We start from the raw sequence: 17525 nt of genomic DNA, 5'->3' as shown, positions 1-17525 counted from the left end.
AATATTGGTGTAAAATAAAAGACCCTAACGAACCTTGCAGTTCTTTAGGGCTTCATTCGTTAACTACCACTTCCGGCTCGAGCCACCGCCTCCACCGGAACCACCGCCCCATCCGCCGCCACCTCCTCCACCGCCGCCACGGCCACGCAGCAATGACAAAAGGAGATAGGTAATGGTACCGCCAAAAAAGAGCCAATCCATAACGAAAAGCGACAATACACCGCCCACCAGCAGTAACTGCCCCCACCAGGGCAATGTATCGAACCAGGACTGATCCTGGTGAGCTTTACTTTTCTGCACAGGTTTGGCATCGGTTTTTAATTCCAGCTGGTATTCTTTGGCCACTTCGCCTGCTAAAGCCATGTAGCCGTTTACTATGCCTTTATTATAATCCCCTTGCTGAAACAAGGGAATCATGTACTCATCCTGAATTCGCCCTGTCTTGGCGTCAGGCAGTGCACCCTCCAGGCCATACCCTACTTCAATCCGGGACTGCCGGTCTCCAACCGCAACCAGCATCAGCACACCGTTATTCAGTGTCTTATCGCCGATTCCCCATTCCCGTAAAATAGCCAGGGCATACTCTTCAGGAGCAGCACCCTCCAGGCTCTTCACCGTAACAACAACAACCTGTGCTTTTGTTTTCGCCGCTAGTTGTGATCCCAGGCTGTTTATGCGGCTCTTGGACTCATTTGATAATACTCCGGCATAGTCCTGCACATACAAGCTGCTGGCAGGAGCAGGCGGGACCTGCGGCTGGGCCCAAGCGACTGCGGCGATGGTCAGATAAATGCCCAGCACTAACCAGGCCAGCCATTTTTTCATGGTCATCCCTCGCTTCGTCTTAATCCTAGTCTATGGGCGATCTTGTTATTTAAGAAGTGAATTTTTAAATTTACCATCAGGCTAATCTGTCAAGCAGGCTCAAATACTAAGAAACTAAGATGAGATTGCCGCGTCGCTGCGCTCCTCGCAATGACAATAGGGCACAAGCTAACCATCGGCCTGTCTGCACACCCCGCAGGGGAGCTAGCCACCACCAACTGTCAGTAAGCCCCCGTTCCCCTCGTTCCCTTGCCACCAGCTTAGGCCGTCGAGAATGGTTCAGATGCTAGGCGTGGGCCTTGCCGGAACCGGAGGCGTACAGGGGCGTACGGTGAGGATTCCGGCAAGGCCCGCAACAACGCAGATGTTCCTTTATCGGCGGCCGTCCCTATCAGCAGATGAGGCCTTATCGGCGGCCGCCCTAGAACTTGACTTGGGGGACAGCCTTCGCCCCCTCCTCCGCCTTAAAGTATTCCTTAGCACTAAAGCCCATCATACCGGCAAACAGACTGGCCGGGAAGGACCGTATTTTTGTATTGTATACCTGTACGGCATCGTTATAATCCTTGCGCGCCACAGCAATGCGGTTCTCCGTACCTGACAGCTCATCCATCAATGCCCGGAAGTTTTTATCCGCTTTTAGGTCGGGATAGTTTTCGGCAACTACTAATAACCTGCTCAGTGCCCCGCTTAGTTCATTATTCGCCTCTGCTTTGGCAGCAGGCCCCGGTGCTCCTGCCAGCCTGGCCCGGGCATCAGCTACCGCCTGAATAGCCTGTTGCTCATGGGCGGCATAACCTTTGACCGTATTGACTAAATTGGGAATAAGATCAGAACGGCGCTGCAGCTGGTTTTCCACCTGACTCCATTTGCCGTTAATCTGCTCGCTAAGACCAACCAACCCGTTATAGCTGGAAACACCCATCAGGATAAGCACGGCTATCAGCCCCAAGACAATCCATGGTGCTATTTTATTCATTGGGATTCCTCCTTCTTGTGCCTAGTACCTTAAGGTACTAGCCTTATTTTACCACTTTTCCACTGGATTTACCAATCAACCGTTTTTGCTCAGCAGCTTAATCTGCCTTTTTAAGACTTCATTTAATCGTTCTACAGCAAACGGCTTGATAATATAATCATCAATGCCAATTCTTATTGCTTCCATGACGGTATCCTTGTGATTGTGAGCACTGCAGATTACCACCCTGGAATTGGGTGACACCGCCTTGATATGATTTAGAACGGTAATTCCATCTGCCTCAGGCATCGTAATATCAAGCGTGATTAGATCAAAAAATTTACCGCCGATTTTACGCATTGCTGCCAGCCCTTCTTCTGCCTGTTCAATATCAATGACTCCTAGATCACGCAATTCTTTAATAATAATCGTACGAATAACCTGGGAATCTTCAACTACTAAAACCCGCATTGTTCCACCTCAATCCTCTCTGGTGGAATTTTATTCTATAAAACCCTAATATTTCCTCTTTTGCTCAAAATGGAAAACTATTAACGATCGCTTCCCATAAGGCTAGTATAAACAAAAAAAGGGAAACCATCCTCAGTGGTTTCCCTGCCTTGCAGCTTGCAGCCGGTACTCGTCCGGCGTATTCACGTTACTCAGCATCTTTAGTTCCTCATCAAATTGGACTAATTCCTTTTTGGTAATCTGCCTAAGCCGTATATATGGATAAAGGTCTGCAATCCGGTACCTTCCTTCTGCCAGCAGCTTGTCAATCTGCAACAGACAATCGCGGTGGTATACGGCATGAAGCGGATGAAAATAGTCTTCGACAAAGGGCACAGCTGCCTGATAACCAAGAGCAGCCTGCTCCATATAGGTAATAGCTGCCGTTGATAAAAACGGCATATCACAAGCGACAATAAAATTATAGTCCTGCCCGGAAGCCGTTAGTCCGGCCTGCATCCCCGCCAAAGGACCGCACCGGCAGTAATGATCGGCAACAAACTGAATACCTTCAATCCCGATTTCCCGCGGACTATTGGTAACAACGATCACGGTCTCACATACTGGAACCAGCTGCTGCAAAATGGTGTGCAGCAAATCGCTTTTTCCCCAGGGCAGTGAAGCCTTATCCCGTCCCATACGGGTACTGAGGCCGCCTGCTAAAACAATGCCATTCATCACAACACCTCCCCTGGCTTGCGCCGGAAAAACTGATAAACAGCTTCCGCTGCCGGCCGGCTCATACCAGGGACTGCCGCCATTTCTTCCACCTCAGCCGCTTTAATCTTAGCCAAATTGCCGAAGTGATCCCACAAAGCCTTGCGCCGCTTTTCACCGATGCCGGGAATATGATCCAAAACGGACACCATGTTGCGCTTAGAGCGTAATTTACGATGGTAGGTAATAGCAAACCGGTGAGCCTCATCGCGAATGCGCTGCACCAGGTACAGGGATTGGGAGTGGCGCGGCAAAATAACAGGCTCGCTTTCGCCTTCTTTAAATATATGCTCGAATTCTTTGGCTAACCCTACTACAGCAGCCGAAGTAAGCCCGCAGCTGCGGATAATTTCCAGCGCAGAACTCAGCTGTCCCTTGCCACCGTCAATAATAATCAAATCGGGGACAGGAGCGCTTGTCAGATCGCGGTAACGCCGTCCGACAACTTCCTGCATGGATTTAAAATCATCCGGTTTCCCTTCCACCGTTTGCAGCTTATAACGGCGATAATCCTCTTTTTTAGGCTGTCCGCCCTCGAAGACGACCATAGAGGCCACCGTCTCAGCGCCTTGAATATGGGAAATATCAAAACACTCGATCCGTTCCGGCGGAACTTCCAAATCCAAATAATCGGCCAATTCGAGGAGCGCGCCGTCAGTGCGCTCATTGGCAGCCTGCAGTCGAAGGGCTTGTTCCTCCAGCACTCTGGCAGCGTTACCTGATGCCATGCTGACCAAGTCTTTTTTGGTTCCCCGCTTAGGCGTATCGACCGCTACCCTGCCGCCCTTCACTTCCGTCAGCCAGTCTGACAGCAGCTGCTGCTCGGGCACATCAAACGGCAGCAGTACTTCCCGCGGTAAAAAGGCAGCCTGACTGTAATATTGCTTGAGAAAAGCCTCCAGCACCTTCGCATCTTCTTCCTCTTCACTATTCGTGAGTAGGAAGTGATCGCGGCCAACCATCTTGCCGCTGCGGATAAAGAATACCTGCACACAGGTTCCCACCGCTGAGCGGGCCAGGCCAACAGCGTCCTGATCACCGCTGCCGGTAACAATATTCTGCTTCTCGCGCACTTTGTCCACAGCAGTCAGCTGATCACGAAGCTGGGCAGCAAGCTCAAATTCCAGGTTTTCTGCTGCCTGCTCCATACGCTTCTTTAGGCTCTTCACCACATCATCACTGCGGCCCTCCAGAAAGAGGCAGACTGCTTTAATCATTTCCCCATAAACTTCAGGCTCTACTTTACCGGCACAAGGTGCCAGACAGCGTTTGATATGATACTGCAGGCAAGGACGCTGCGCATCAAGCTGCCGGCAGGTACGCAAAGGAAAAAGCCGTTTGAGCAATTTCAGCGTCTCATGAACAGCACCGGCATTCGTATAAGGACCAAAATAACGGGCGCCGTCTTTTACTACTTTGCGGGTTGCGTAGACGCGCGGATATTGTTCATTCAACGTTACTTTTACATAGGGATAGCTTTTGTCATCCCGCAGGCTGATGTTGTATTTTGGCCGGTGTTTTTTTATTAAATTGCATTCCAGAATAAGCGCTTCAATTTCAGAGCCTGTTATAATGTACTCCAAATCCGCTATCCTGGAAACCATGGACCGCACTTTCGGCGAATGATTGCGGCTGGACTGCATGTAAGACCGTACCCGGTTCTTTAGGTTTACTGCCTTACCAACATAGATAATCCGTTTCTGATTATCCTTCCACAAATATACGCCAGGCTTATCGGGTAAATGGGCCAACTTTTGTTCTAATTCGCTAGTAACGGAGTTCTCCATAAAGGTCGCTCCAATCCTGATTAGTTGTCGTAACCAATTCTATCTTTTTCCGGCGGGGTCCTGCTTTCATTTGCTTTTCACGCTCAATTGCCAGCTTAATGTCCTGATGGACTTCGTAAAAAGCCTATTATACTTTTATCTGCTCACTGACAGTCGCAGCCGCTTCCGCCATTTCAGCCAGCTCTTTGCCGCGCTGCAGGACAGGCTTCAGAAACTGTCCGGTATAGGAGCCTCTTACTGCCGCCACTTGTTCCGGCGTTCCCTGGGCAACAATCGTACCGCCCCTGATGCCGCCTTCCGGTCCAAGGTCAATGATATGATCGGCAGTCTTAATGACATCCAGATTGTGCTCAATGACCACAACCGAATCCCCGCCGTCCACCAGACGCTGCAGTACCTCCATCAAGCGGTGAATATCGGCAGTATGCAAGCCGGTAGTAGGCTCGTCCAGAATATAGAGTGTTTTACCGGTGCTGCGGCGGGCAAGCTCCGTTGCCAGCTTGACCCGCTGCGCTTCACCACCGGACAAGGTCGTAGCCGGCTGTCCCAGTTTGATATAGCCTAAGCCAACATCCTGCAAAGTTTGCAGCTTACGATGGATTTTCGGGATATTTTGAAAAAACTCTACCCCTTCATCCACAATCATATCCAGTACCTGGGCAATGCTTTTGCCTTTATAGCGGACTTCCAGTGTTTCCCGGTTATAGCGCGCCCCTTTGCATACCTCACAAGGTACATAGACGTCCGGCAGGAAGTGCATTTCAATTTTAATAATACCATCGCCGCGGCAGGCCTCGCAGCGGCCGCCTTTTACATTGAAGCTGAACCGGCCGGGCTTGTAGCCCCGGATTTTCGCTTCCGGAGTCTGGCTGAACAGTTCCCGGATGGAATCAAACAAGCTGGTATAGGTAGCAGGGTTGGAACGGGGTGTACGGCCAATAGGCGATTGGTCAATATCAATAATCTTATCAATATACTCTACCCCGCGGATATCATCATGCTCACCGGCACGGCTGCGGCTTTTGTAAATCCGGCCGGACAGTCCTTTGAACAAAATTTCATTAACCAGGGTACTTTTGCCTGATCCGGATACACCGGTAACAGCTGTAAACAACCCCAGCGGAAAGCGGACATTGAGCTTCTTCAGGTTGTTCTCCCTGGCCCCTCTGACTTCCAGCCACTTACCATTGGGCTGGCGCCGTTGCTCCGGAACCGGAATAAATTTCGTCCCCTTTAAATATTGACCGGTAACCGAATGCTCGCAGGCTTTAATTTCATCAACTGTCCCCTGGGCAATCACGCGGCCGCCATGGACGCCTGCCGCCGGGCCAATGTCAATAATATGATCCGCCTCATTCATCGTATCTTCATCATGTTCCACTACCAACAGGGTATTACCGAGATCCCGCAGGCGCTTAAGTGTCGCCAGCAGACGGTTATTGTCCCGCTGATGGAGCCCGATAGACGGCTCATCCAGGATATACAGAACACCGACCAAGCCTGACCCTATTTGTGTCGCCAGGCGAATGCGCTGGGCCTCACCACCGGATAAGGTGCCTGCTGCCCGGTCAAGACTGAGATAATCAAGCCCTACGTTAATTAGGAACCCCAGCCGGGCATGAATTTCCTTCATGATCTGATTGGCTATTGTCTTTTCCCGCTCCGTCAAATCCAGGCTGTTAAAAAACTGCTGGCTGTCGGCAATCGTCAGCCGGGTGACTTCATAAATATTTTTGCCGCCCACCTTAATTGCCAGCGACTCCGGTTTAAGCCTAGCCCCTTTGCAAGTCGGGCACGGCTTGGAGCTCATATATTCCTCAATCTCTTCCCTGGCAGCATCCGAGGTCGACTCGCGGTGACGGCGGCTAAGGGTTGGCAGCGCGCCTTCAAAGACAGAATGGTAGGTTTTTTCCTCACCATACATATTTTCATACTTAAACGTAAACCGCTCATTTCCTGATCCCCACAACACAACCTGCTTAACCTCTTCCGGCAGACTGTCCCAGGTATTGTACAAGGATAAGCCGTAGTGAGTCAGTACCGCTTCCAGCTGGCACATGAAATAGGAGTTGGAGTTTTTACTGAGCGGAGCAATGGCGCCATCAATCAGCGCCTTCCCTGGATCAGGAATAACCAGTGCCGGATCAATTTCCATATTATTGCCAAGACCGGTACAATCAGGGCATGCCCCAAAAGGGCTGTTGAAGGAAAACATCCGGGGGGCAATTTCCGGCAGACTGATTCCGCAGTCTACGCAGGCAAAGTTCTGACTGAAAGTCAGCTCCTTATCGCCGACGATTTCCACATTTACAATACCACCGGTAAGGTTGAGCGCCGTTTCGAGGGAATCTGCCAGACGGGAAGCAATGCCCTCTTTAATAACAATCCGGTCAATTACCGCTTCTATGGTATGCTTTTTGTTTTTTTCAAGCTTTATTTCATCCGTTATATCCTGGACTTGTCCGTCAATGCGTACACGGGTGTAGCCATTTTTTCGGATATCTTCCAATACCTTCTGGTGCTCTCCTTTTTTCCCCCGCACCACCGGAGCCAGCACAATCATTCTTGTGCTGTCAGGAAAAGCCGCTAACTGATCAACCATTTGCTCTACAGTCTGCTGACTGATCGGCTTGCCGCATTTCGGACAAAACGGCCTGCCTGCCCGGGCAAACAGCAGCCGCAGATAATCATAAATCTCGGTAACCGTACCGACAGTGGAACGGGGATTACGGCTGGTTGTTTTCTGGTCAATGGATATGGCCGGTGATAAGCCCTCGATATAATCGACGTCCGGCTTGTCCATCTGTCCCAAAAACTGGCGGGCATAGGCTGACAACGATTCGACATAACGGCGCTGCCCTTCGGCATAAATCGTATCAAAAGCCAGCGACGACTTGCCGGAACCACTTAAGCCGGTAATCACGACCAATTCATTGCGCGGAATGGTGACATCAATATTTTTCAGATTGTGCTGTCTGGCGCCTTTAACAACAATATATTCTTTCATGTAAATTTCCTCCCCTAAAGCAGGCCAGTATTATGATTTGCGTCTGGCGCCTGTCCTTTTCTCTTTCCCATCCGGTTTAGCATCGGCAACACGCTGGCGCAGTTCAGCCAGCATATCACGCAATTCAGCAGCCCGTTCGAATTCCAGATTCTTAGCTGCCTGTTTCATTTCTTTCTCCACTTTGCCCGTCAGTTCAAGCATTTCCGAGCGGGTCATGGTATTCAGCCGGTCAGTTTTATACTCTTCAGGCGTTTCCGCCACTTTGGTCAGCGATATAAGCTCCTTAACCTGCTTGCGTATTGTTTGCGGCGTAATGCCGTGCTCCAGATTATAGGCTTCCTGTGTTGCCCGGCGGCGATCGGTTTCGTTAATGGCCCGCTGCATGGAACCGGTAATCCGGTCGGCATACATGATGACCTTGCCGTTCACATTGCGCGCCGCCCTGCCAATTGTCTGAATCAGTGACGTATCAGAGCGTAAAAAGCCTTCTTTGTCGGCATCAAGAATAGCCACCAGCGATACTTCCGGCATATCCAGCCCTTCCCGCAGCAGATTAATCCCTACCAGCACATCAAAAACACCGGCCCGTAAATCACGAATAATTTCCGCCCGCTCAATGGTAACAATATCCGAGTGAAGGTACCGCACCCTCACACCCGTTTCCTTCAGGAATTCGGTTAAATCCTCGGCCATCTTTTTCGTCAGCGTTGTCACAAGAACCCGTTCCTGAGCTGCCGCCCGCTCCTTGATCTCTCCCAGCAGATCATCCATCTGGCCCTTGATCGGGCGAATTTCAATCTCCGGATCAATCAGCCCTGTGGGCCGGATAATTTGTTCGGCGACCTGATTGGTTACCTGCATTTCATAAGGTCCCGGTGTAGCCGAGACGTAAATAATCTGATTAATGCGCTCAACAAATTCCTCAAACTTCAACGGCCTGTTGTCAAAGGCGGAAGGCAGCCGGAACCCGTGGCCGATCAATGCTTCTTTCCGTGACCGGTCACCGGCATACATCGCCCGCAGCTGCGGAATGGTTACATGCGACTCATCGATGACAATTAAAAAGTCATCCGGAAAATAGTCAATTAAAGTAAAGGGTGATTCACCGGGCTGGCGTCCGGTAATATGCCGGGAATAGTTTTCGATGCCGGAGCAATAGCCCATTTCCAGCATCATCTCAATATCATATTTTGTCCGCTGGGCAATGCGCTGCGCTTCCAGGAGCTTCCCTTCCGCTTTCAGCTCCGTCAGCCGGACTTCCAGTTCCGCTTCAATATCGGCTACCGCCCGCTGCAAATTCTCCCGGGTCGTAACATAGTGAGACGCAGGATAAATGACAATATGCTTGCGATCAGCCAGAATTTCACCGGTAAGGACGTCAATTTCCAAAATCCGGTCTATCTCATCGCCAAACAATTCAACCCGAATAGCCCGCTCGCCATAGGCAGCAGGAAAAATTTCCACCGTATCACCGCGGACCCGGAATGTACCGCGAGTAAAGTTAATATCATTGCGCTCATACTGGATATCGACCAGTTTACGCAATATCTCGTCACGGTCCCGCATCTGTCCGGTTCGCAGTGACAAAACCAGATCACGGTATTCTTCCGGCGATCCCAAGCCATAAATGCAGGAAACACTGGCGACAATAATGACATCGCGCCGCTCAAACAGCGAACTGGTAGCCGAATGGCGCAGCTTGTCTATCTCATCATTAATGGAAGCATCCTTCTCAATGTAAGTATCCGTATGGGCAATATACGCTTCAGGCTGATAATAGTCATAATAACTGACAAAATACTCTACCGCATTATTCGGGAAAAAATCCTTAAACTCACTGGCTAACTGAGCAGCCAGTGTCTTATTGTGCGCAATTACCAGGGTGGGCTTTTGCACCTTCTCAATAACCTTGGCAATGGTGTACGTCTTACCGGTACCGGTCGCCCCCAGCAAAACCTGTGCCCAGTCTCCCCGAAACACACCATTGGCTAACTTATCAATTGCCACAGGCTGATCGCCTGTAGGCTGAAACGGAGCCTCTACCGCAAAAGGGACGATCCCCTCTTTATGAACCGTGCTTAAACTAGGCACTACAGCCATTACCAGATCACCTGTCTTATCGTAAAATATCATTCTTACAGAACGAGTGTTTGTTTTATTGTATCAAACATTCGTTCGTAAGAAAAGAGGATATCATTAAATTTTTCATGATAATGATAATTATCCATTAGTAATTATACCATAAACTGCTGCAAATCAACGGCACTAACCAGCTGGCAATTATTCGCAGTTAGCCGCTGGGAAAAGGGGACAGTCCCCTTTTCCCAGGCGTATCCCCTGCCTCCCAGCTTAGGCCGTCGAGAAAGGTTCAACTGCTAGACGCCGGAGGAAGCGTGACCGGAGGCGTACAGGGGCGTACGGTGAGGATCTCGATTGCTCCGGCAACAACGCAGATGGGCCTTTATCGGCGGCCGTCCCTCCAGCAGATGGGGCCTTATTGGCGGCCGACTTTTCTCTTCAGCCATTGCCATAGCCACAACCGCTCATCCCTCATCTCCACAAAATGCTCTTCATTTCCCTGGGGTACAAGAATGACGCCCAGGCGGCGCTCGCTGTTGACAAACCGGACCTGAAACTGGCGCACTTTGCCCTCCCGCCTAATCTGGATTGCGAACTGTTCGGGCGCAAAGCTCAGGGCATGAGCCAAATCATACCCACTTAGGATAGGGTTTCCGGCTAAATAATCAATAATATCACCGGACTGCAAACCGGCTTTTCGTGCCGGTGAATCAAAGACTGTATCGAGAATCATTACCCCTGCCTCGGGCGGCACATAGCGGGGAGGTCCATTTAACTCCCTGCGATTGTCCCATTGGATCAACAGTTCATGCCCCAGCGGCGAAACGATGGCCGCCACCGCCTGCAGCCAGTGATAACGGGCCGAAAGCACGGCAAGAACAAGCAATACCACACTATAGATCGCCAGATGGAAAGCCGATTGCCGGCGCCGTTCTCCCGGCAGGCTGGTAATAGCAATATCCGAATAGCCTAATGCGGCAATAACTGAAGTCATAGCGTAAATCCATTTATGTCCTTCTTCCACTTCCAGGTTAAGCGGCAGCAAAGGCCACCAGTCTGGCATCTGAATTACGCCTCCCGGCGGGATAGATGCTTCCGGCATAGACACAGCTCCCAGCATCACCAGTGGCAGCGGCCAGAAATTCTGCAAACTGAAGGCGCCTACCATCCGCCCGTCTTCGCGCCGCATAATCAGCGGCACTGCGCTGTAGCGGCCGCTGATAAAAATCAGAATGCTTTCGGTAATATGCAAAATTGCCACTAAGGACAATAGCTGCGGCACATTTACTTCCGGCCAGCCAAAGAGCACATTGGACAGCGCTACCAATCCGCCCGCATAAGCAAAGCATAAAAAGCGCATATGGACAGCCATCAGCACCAAGGCCACGGGCCAAATATAGGCCAGTCCCAGCTGATTCACAGTCAGCCCCACCGAAACGAGTAAAAAACTGCCAATCAGCCCTCCGGTCAGGCCATATACCGCAGCTAATGTAACCTGCCGCCTGAGTGTATATCCGTAAACGCCAAACATGCGGGTCTGATTGCGCTGCAATTGCCAGTACTGATAACCAACCAAGGCCAAAATCATCCAAAACATCGGTTCAAACAATGCTGCAATTGCGCCGCGAATCAGCAAAAAAGCAATCTGGTCCACAGGAAACACGAAAATTGCACCTCCACAACGAATGTAATAGCAAAAGGCGGCGAGCTGTCAGCCCGCCGCTATCATTCAGTTATTGTATTTTACTTTTTACAATTTCCACTGCTTTATCCAGCTGAACATCCTTTACTTCCAGGCCAGGCTGAACATGCTCAGGCAGTTCCACTTTCACATCCGGCTCGATGCCAATTCCATTAATGGACCGGTCCTTAGGTGTATAATACTTGGCAATCGTCAACTTAATGGCATCATCTTTATCAAGACGCATTAAGGTCTGAACAGAGCCTTTGCCATAGCTTTTCGTGCCGACCAGCGTTCCTGCCCCTGTATCCTGAACGGCACCGGCAACAATTTCGGAAGCACTGGCGCTGCCGCCATTGATTAATACCGCACAAGGATATTTTACTGCCTCCAAGTTGGAAGTGCTCGTATCGCGCCGCCCATCGCGGGTAATGACCGACACAACTGGCCCTTTCGGTACAAACTTATTGGCAACTTTTACACTTTCGTCCAGAAGACCACCAGGATTATCGCGCAGATCCAAGACGATCGCCTTCATGCCTTCCTTCTCCAGTTCCTGATACTTTTTCGCTAAATCACTGCCCGTATTCTCATTGAACATCGATATGCGAATATACCCGACATTGTCCGGCAGCATTTTACCGGAAACCGTTTTGATCTGGATATTGGACCGGGTTAAGGCATAATCCTTCGTTTCCTGACCGCGACGGATTGTCAGCGTCACCTTTGTCCCTTCGGGACCACGAATTTTACTTACCGCTTCATCAAGAGCCAGGCCTTTCGTATCCTGTCCGTCAATTTTTACGATTTCATCACCACTTTTAATACCGGCTTTTTCGCCAGGCGTTCCTTCAATTGGTGAGATAACGGTCAGCACCTTATCCTTTGCCCCCAACACAATGCCTACACCGCCAAAGGAACCTTCCGTTTCAATCATAAATTCCTTATACATTTTGGGATCCATGTAAATGGAATGCGGATCGCCGAGGGAATTGACCATCCCTTTGACCGCTCCGGTCATCAGCGTATCTACCGGTACATCTTCCACATAGCGGCTTTTTATGATATGCAGCGCTTTAAACAAGCGGATAGCTCCGGCGGCATCACCTAAAGTACTTTGCAGCAGATAAACCAACAGGCCGGACATGAGTAAGACGGTTGCCACTACTAATGCAATAGCACCGAAGATTATTTTACGACGACTCAATCGACACACCACCCATGTAATTTTAAACACTCAACGAAAACACATTGCAACTAAGCATATGTAAAAAGAGCCTGACCTATGCACCAATACAAAAGGAGATCACCACGTCGCTGCAAAAAGTGCAGGCGGAGCGTGATAATCTCTCCTTATTTATGGCAGGTAGCTCATTGGATTTGTTGGCGAACCGTTCTGCCGCACTTCAAAATGCAAATGCGGTCCGGTGGAATAACCAGTTGATCCGACAAGTGAAATTTGCTGGCCTTTTTGCACCCGCTGGCCTTCACTGACGACCAATTGGGAATTGTGAGCATATAGGGTTGAAATGCCGCCGCCATGATCAATGATCACCGCTTTGCCGTAACCGCCCATCCAGTCGGCATAAATAACCACACCGCCATCAGCAGCTACTACGGTATCACCATAATCGGCGCCAATATCAACACCGGTATGGAACGTCTGCGTTCCAAAAATCGGGTGTGTCCGCCAGCCAAAGGGGGACGTAATCGGACCATCTGCCGGCCACACCAAGGCACCGGTTGCCTCTGTTCCTTTATTTCCCGACTGGCTGCTGCGTATCATTTGTTCAATGCGCCGGGACGTTTCCATTAGTTCTTTGTAAGCACGATCAGCAGTTTCTTTTTCATTGACAGCCGAATCCAATACTGCTTCCCGCTCTTCCTTGCGCGTTTCAATCAGCCGCTTCTTTTCAACCGCAGCCTGCTTGAGTTCAAGAATAGCAGCTTTATCCCGCTCCAGTTCCGCTTTCTTCTGCAGGATCAGCTCCCGTTCAGCTTTCACCTTCGCAATCAGCGTAACATCCTGGTTCAGTACCCGCTTTAACAGCTCCATTCTGGTGGTAAAATCACCAAAATCATTGGCTCCGAACAACACATCCAGATAACTGACCTGGCCGTTTTTGTAAATATCCCGCATCCGCTTGTTCAGTATATCACTGCGTTCAGCCAGATTTTTTTCTGCTTTTCGCGTAATTTCTGTATTGATTACAATCTGTTCTTCCGTATGGGACAACTTAGCCTGAATCGAATTGTATTCGCTTAATGCACCATCCAGATCTCCCTGGATGGTTCGCAATTGCTCCGAAACACTGTTGATTTGCTGCTGCGCTTTAGCAGCTTTATTCTGCTGCTGCTGCATCTGGCGCTGCACATCCTGCAGCTGCTGTTCGTTAGCCAGCGCAGGCAGTACGGAAGTAAGGAGAAACAAAACTGCCAGAATGACCGAAATCCACCTGGCCCATTTTTTCACATCTTTCAAGCAACTTCCCTCCCGAGACGATAAGGATACCTCATACCTTCATAAAGCGCTTCAGTGAAATCGTACTGCCCAGTGCTCCAATGATTGTCCCTACGACAAGCAGAACAATACTAATGTGATTGAGGAAAGGGTATTTCGGAATAAGCGGCAGAAATGCCAGCGACTGATGAACCTGTTCAATCAGCAGGCTGTAGCTCTCGGATAGCAATAACACCGCAATCAGTGCGCCGCCAAAACCGAGGGTCATTCCTTCCAGCAGAAACGGCCAGCGAATAAACCAGTCGGTCGCTCCCACGTATTTCATGATTCCGATTTCCTTCCGGCGGGCAAATACGGTGATCCGAATTGTATTAGAAATAATAAACAAGGCAGCTAAAGCCAAAAACACGATCAAAATCAGTCCGGCAATGCGCACCATTTTCGTCAAAGTAAACAGGTGTTCAATTACTTCCTGGCCAAAACGGGTGTTTTCCACACCTTTGAACTGGCCGATGGCCTGAGCTACCGGTTTAACCTGCTCCGGCCTGTCCACCTTTACTTCAAAAGAATTCGGCAGCGGATTGGTATCACCAAGAGCAGTAAGCAGCCCCTGCTGTTCGCCAAGCCGTTCTTTAAAACGGCCCATGGCTTCCTCTTTCGTCAGGAAGTTAACCTGCGTTACTCCCGGCAGCTTGGTTATCTGCGTGCCGACCTCGCGCATCTGGCGGTCATTTAAATTATCCTGAAGATAAACGGTAATCTGCACCTGGGATTCCAACGCTGATGCCATATTATTCAAATTCAGCACCAAGATGAGAAACATCCCTAAGATTAAAAGGGATAATGCTACCGTGGTTATAGAGGCAATACTCATTAAGCCGTTATTACGTAAAGAGGCAAGCGCCTCACGGACAAAGTATTCCAGTGTTCTAATCTTCATAGCCGTAAACCCCCTTGACCTGGTCACGAACGATACGGCCTTTTTCAATAGCAATGACTCGCTTCTTCATGGCATCTACCATCTGTTTGTCATGCGTAACCATAACAATTGTTGTACCCGATTTGTTAATGCGGTTAAAAATCTGCATAATCTCCCAGGAAGTATCCGGATCGAGATTGCCTGTTGGTTCATCTGCAATGACCAGCACGGGATTGTTGACAATAGCACGGGCGATTGCCACCCGCTGCTGTTCGCCGCCGCTCAGCTGCGTTGGCAGCGTTTTGGCTTTATCCCTAAGCCCCACTAAATCAAGAACATAGTTAACCCGCTTTAAAATTTCCCGGCGCGGTGCCTCAATAACTTCCATCGCAAAGGCAACGTTTTCGTACACATTCTTATTAGGCAGCAGACGGAAATCCTGAAAGACAATCCCCAGACTGCGCCTGAGATAAGGTACCTCGGCTGGTTTGATTTCGGCTACATTGCGGCCGTTAACAAGAATTTGTCCGTTGGTAGGCTGTTCTTCACGAAACAGCACTTTTATGAAAGTCGACTTACCGGCACCGCTCGGACCTACGACAAAGACAAAATCACCTTTCTCAATGCTGACGGTAACATCGGCAAGGGCAGCTGAACCATTGCTGTAAACTTTGGATACATTGGTCATATGTATCATGGGTGTACCGACCTTTCTAGGCTTGATATGACAAAATGGCCCATAAGTAAAATGTTTTTCGACGCTAAACCCAAAAAACCTTCTTTTTATTCAACTTATCTCCCCGATCCCCAGGCCAATCTTCAGTGCAGCAATTCGACAAGATACAGAGCTAAAAGGCCTAAAACAGCTAAAAGACCAAAATACCACCAGGCAACCGTCAACCGTTGAGCAAGGGTTAATTGAAAATATTTCTCGTTGCCATCCGTTTTTTCTCCCTGCCATAAACGGGCTAAAGAGAAAAAAAAGATGATCAGAATTAATATATTGTAGGTCCAGTAAAACATGGCAGCAAGCACAATCGAACCGACCCACCATAAATGGGGGGAAATCGCAACAGCTATCCGTCCGCCATCTAAAGGGGAACAGGGTATGAGATTGAACAAATTCAACAGACAGGCCGTATAGGCCAGTACCAGCAGCAGCATGCTGTCGGTCCAGAAATACAGCACCAGACAGGCTAAGGCACTCAAGGTGCCCATTGCCGGACCGCCAATGGCAATATTCGCTTCCATTTTGGCATTCACAGGCGGTCTGCGCAAATTAATAACCGCGCCGATAAAGGGAACAAATAAAGGGCCGGTAGCGGCAATCCCCACCACTCTGGTCGCGATGAGATGACCCAGTTCATGCAAAAACAGCAAAACAACAAACCCTATGGCAAACTGCAGGCCAAAAGCAGCTGCATAAAAGACCAGCGATACCAGCATGGATAGTGCCATTGCTGCCGTGGGGCCCAGCTTGAGCATTGCCACCAGTCCCATGACAAATAGGACGATACGGCGTGCCACTTGTCTGCCAATGCGAAATACTCTCCATAACGCCATATCATCTCTCCCGTATAAAAAGTAAAAAACCTCGCTATACATGTGTATGCATAGCGAGGTTGTCTCTTGATAGGAATTATTTTTTACGTGAGAGGACCTTCTGCGCAGCTTTTACAATATCCACTGCTGTTAACTGGTATTTTGCCACCAGGGCATTCGGCGTGCCCGACTCGCCAAAGGTATCCAGAACACCAACCCGTTCCATAAGAGCGGGGTGATTTTCTACCAGCACTTCGGCAACTGCGCTGCCCAGACCGCCAATAATATTGTGTTCCTCGCAGGTAACAATTGCCCCGGTATCCTGAGCAGCTTTGATAATCGCTGCTTTATCAATGGGCTTAATGGTATGAATATTAAGCACCCGTGCACTTATGCCCTGCTGCTTTAATTCTTCTGCTGCCTTTACGGCAGGTCCAACCATGATGCCTGTGGCGATCAAAGTTACATCCGTTCCCTGGACTATCTGTACGGCCTTGCCGTGTTCAAAGGTATAGTCGTCACCAAAGATGTCATCGACACCTGCCCGGCCGAGCCGTAAATAGACCGGCCCTTTGTATTGTGCGGCCCACAGTACAGCCTGACGGGTCTCAGCAGCATCAGCAGGTACAATTACCGTCATATTGGGAATCGCCCGCATGAGGGCAATATCCTCATTAGCCTGATGGGTAGCACCGTCTTCGCCGACGGTAAGACCGGCATGGGTAGCAGCGATTTTAACATTCAGCTTCGGGTAGCAGATAGAATTGCGCACCTGCTCGTAAGCACGACCGGTAGCAAACATGGCAAAGGTGGAAGCAAAGGGTATTTTGCCTGCTGCCGCCAGGCCGGCCGCTACTCCCATTAAATTTTGCTCCGCTATTCCGGCATTAAAATGACGCTCCGGATAAGCTTTTTGAAACACATTGGTCTTTGTCGATTTTGATAAGTCCGCATCCAGAACAATAATATCCTGATAAAGGCTGCCCGCTTCTTTGAGAGCATCGCCATAAGCTTCACGAGTTGCTTTTCCCATACGTCA

Annotated in this window: 14 protein-coding genes; all 14 read right to left on the bottom strand. The window is 49.7% G+C overall.

Translation table 11 applies throughout. From position 1 onward, the window contains the following. Positions 1-63: 63 nt before the first annotated feature. The gene (locus tag EV210_RS14270; RefSeq protein WP_132081866.1) at positions 64-825 is read right to left on the bottom strand and encodes a TPM domain-containing protein; all 762 of its coding nucleotides are present in this window, start codon (positions 823-825) and stop codon (positions 64-66) included. Positions 826-1246: 421 nt separating this feature from the next. Then, positions 1247-1804 carry a LemA family protein gene (locus EV210_RS14265; protein WP_132081864.1) on the bottom strand — a complete coding sequence of 186 codons (558 nt, stop codon included), beginning with the start codon at positions 1802-1804 and terminating at the stop codon, positions 1247-1249. Between the two features lie 75 nt (positions 1805-1879). Next, entirely contained in the window at positions 1880-2254 is a 375-nt protein-coding gene (locus tag EV210_RS14260; protein WP_132081862.1) for a response regulator, read from the bottom strand. Between the two features lie 132 nt (positions 2255-2386). Continuing rightward, entirely contained in the window at positions 2387-2971 is a 585-nt protein-coding gene (gene mobA / locus EV210_RS14255; RefSeq protein ID WP_132081860.1) for a molybdenum cofactor guanylyltransferase, read from the bottom strand. Continuing rightward, positions 2971-4797 carry an excinuclease ABC subunit UvrC gene (gene uvrC / locus EV210_RS14250; RefSeq protein ID WP_132081858.1) on the bottom strand — a complete coding sequence of 609 codons (1827 nt, stop codon included), beginning with the start codon at positions 4795-4797 and terminating at the stop codon, positions 2971-2973. The genes mobA and uvrC overlap by 1 nt, the downstream gene beginning before the upstream one ends. A gap of 127 nt (positions 4798-4924) precedes the next feature. Further along, entirely contained in the window at positions 4925-7804 is a 2880-nt protein-coding gene (gene uvrA, locus EV210_RS14245) for an excinuclease ABC subunit UvrA (RefSeq protein WP_132081856.1), read from the bottom strand. A gap of 30 nt (positions 7805-7834) precedes the next feature. Then, complete coding sequence (gene uvrB / locus EV210_RS14240) at positions 7835-9904, bottom strand: excinuclease ABC subunit UvrB (protein WP_132081855.1); 2070 nt, start codon at positions 9902-9904, stop codon at positions 7835-7837. Positions 9905-10298: 394 nt separating this feature from the next. Continuing rightward, positions 10299-11546 carry a PDZ domain-containing protein gene (locus EV210_RS14235; protein WP_132081853.1) on the bottom strand — a complete coding sequence of 416 codons (1248 nt, stop codon included), beginning with the start codon at positions 11544-11546 and terminating at the stop codon, positions 10299-10301. Between the two features lie 70 nt (positions 11547-11616). After that, entirely contained in the window at positions 11617-12771 is a 1155-nt protein-coding gene (locus tag EV210_RS14230) for a S41 family peptidase (RefSeq protein ID WP_132081851.1), read from the bottom strand. Positions 12772-12921: 150 nt separating this feature from the next. Next, entirely contained in the window at positions 12922-14037 is a 1116-nt protein-coding gene (locus tag EV210_RS14225) for a murein hydrolase activator EnvC family protein (protein WP_132082051.1), read from the bottom strand. A 40-nt stretch (positions 14038-14077) separates the two neighbouring features. Beyond that, on the bottom strand, positions 14078-14965 hold the full coding sequence (gene ftsX, locus EV210_RS14220) for a permease-like cell division protein FtsX (RefSeq protein ID WP_132081849.1): 888 nt from the start codon (positions 14963-14965) through the stop codon (positions 14078-14080). Further along, complete coding sequence (gene ftsE, locus EV210_RS14215) at positions 14955-15641, bottom strand: cell division ATP-binding protein FtsE (RefSeq protein ID WP_132081847.1); 687 nt, start codon at positions 15639-15641, stop codon at positions 14955-14957. Before ftsE ends, ftsX begins: the two co-directional genes overlap by 11 nt. A gap of 122 nt (positions 15642-15763) precedes the next feature. Continuing rightward, positions 15764-16507, bottom strand: a complete 744-nt coding sequence (locus EV210_RS14210) for a site-2 protease family protein (protein ID WP_132081845.1) — start codon at positions 16505-16507, stop codon at positions 15764-15766. Positions 16508-16583: 76 nt separating this feature from the next. Continuing rightward, positions 16584-17519, bottom strand: a complete 936-nt coding sequence (locus tag EV210_RS14205; RefSeq protein ID WP_132081843.1) for a transketolase family protein — start codon at positions 17517-17519, stop codon at positions 16584-16586. Positions 17520-17525: the final 6 nt, after the last annotated feature.

The sequence above is a fragment of the Anaerospora hongkongensis genome, from assembly GCF_004339805.1.
GTDB classification, from domain to species: Bacteria; Bacillota; Negativicutes; order Sporomusales; family DSM-15969; genus Anaerospora; species Anaerospora hongkongensis.
The sequence above is the reverse complement of the archived record's forward strand: the minus strand, read 5'-3'. Positions and strand labels throughout refer to the sequence as shown.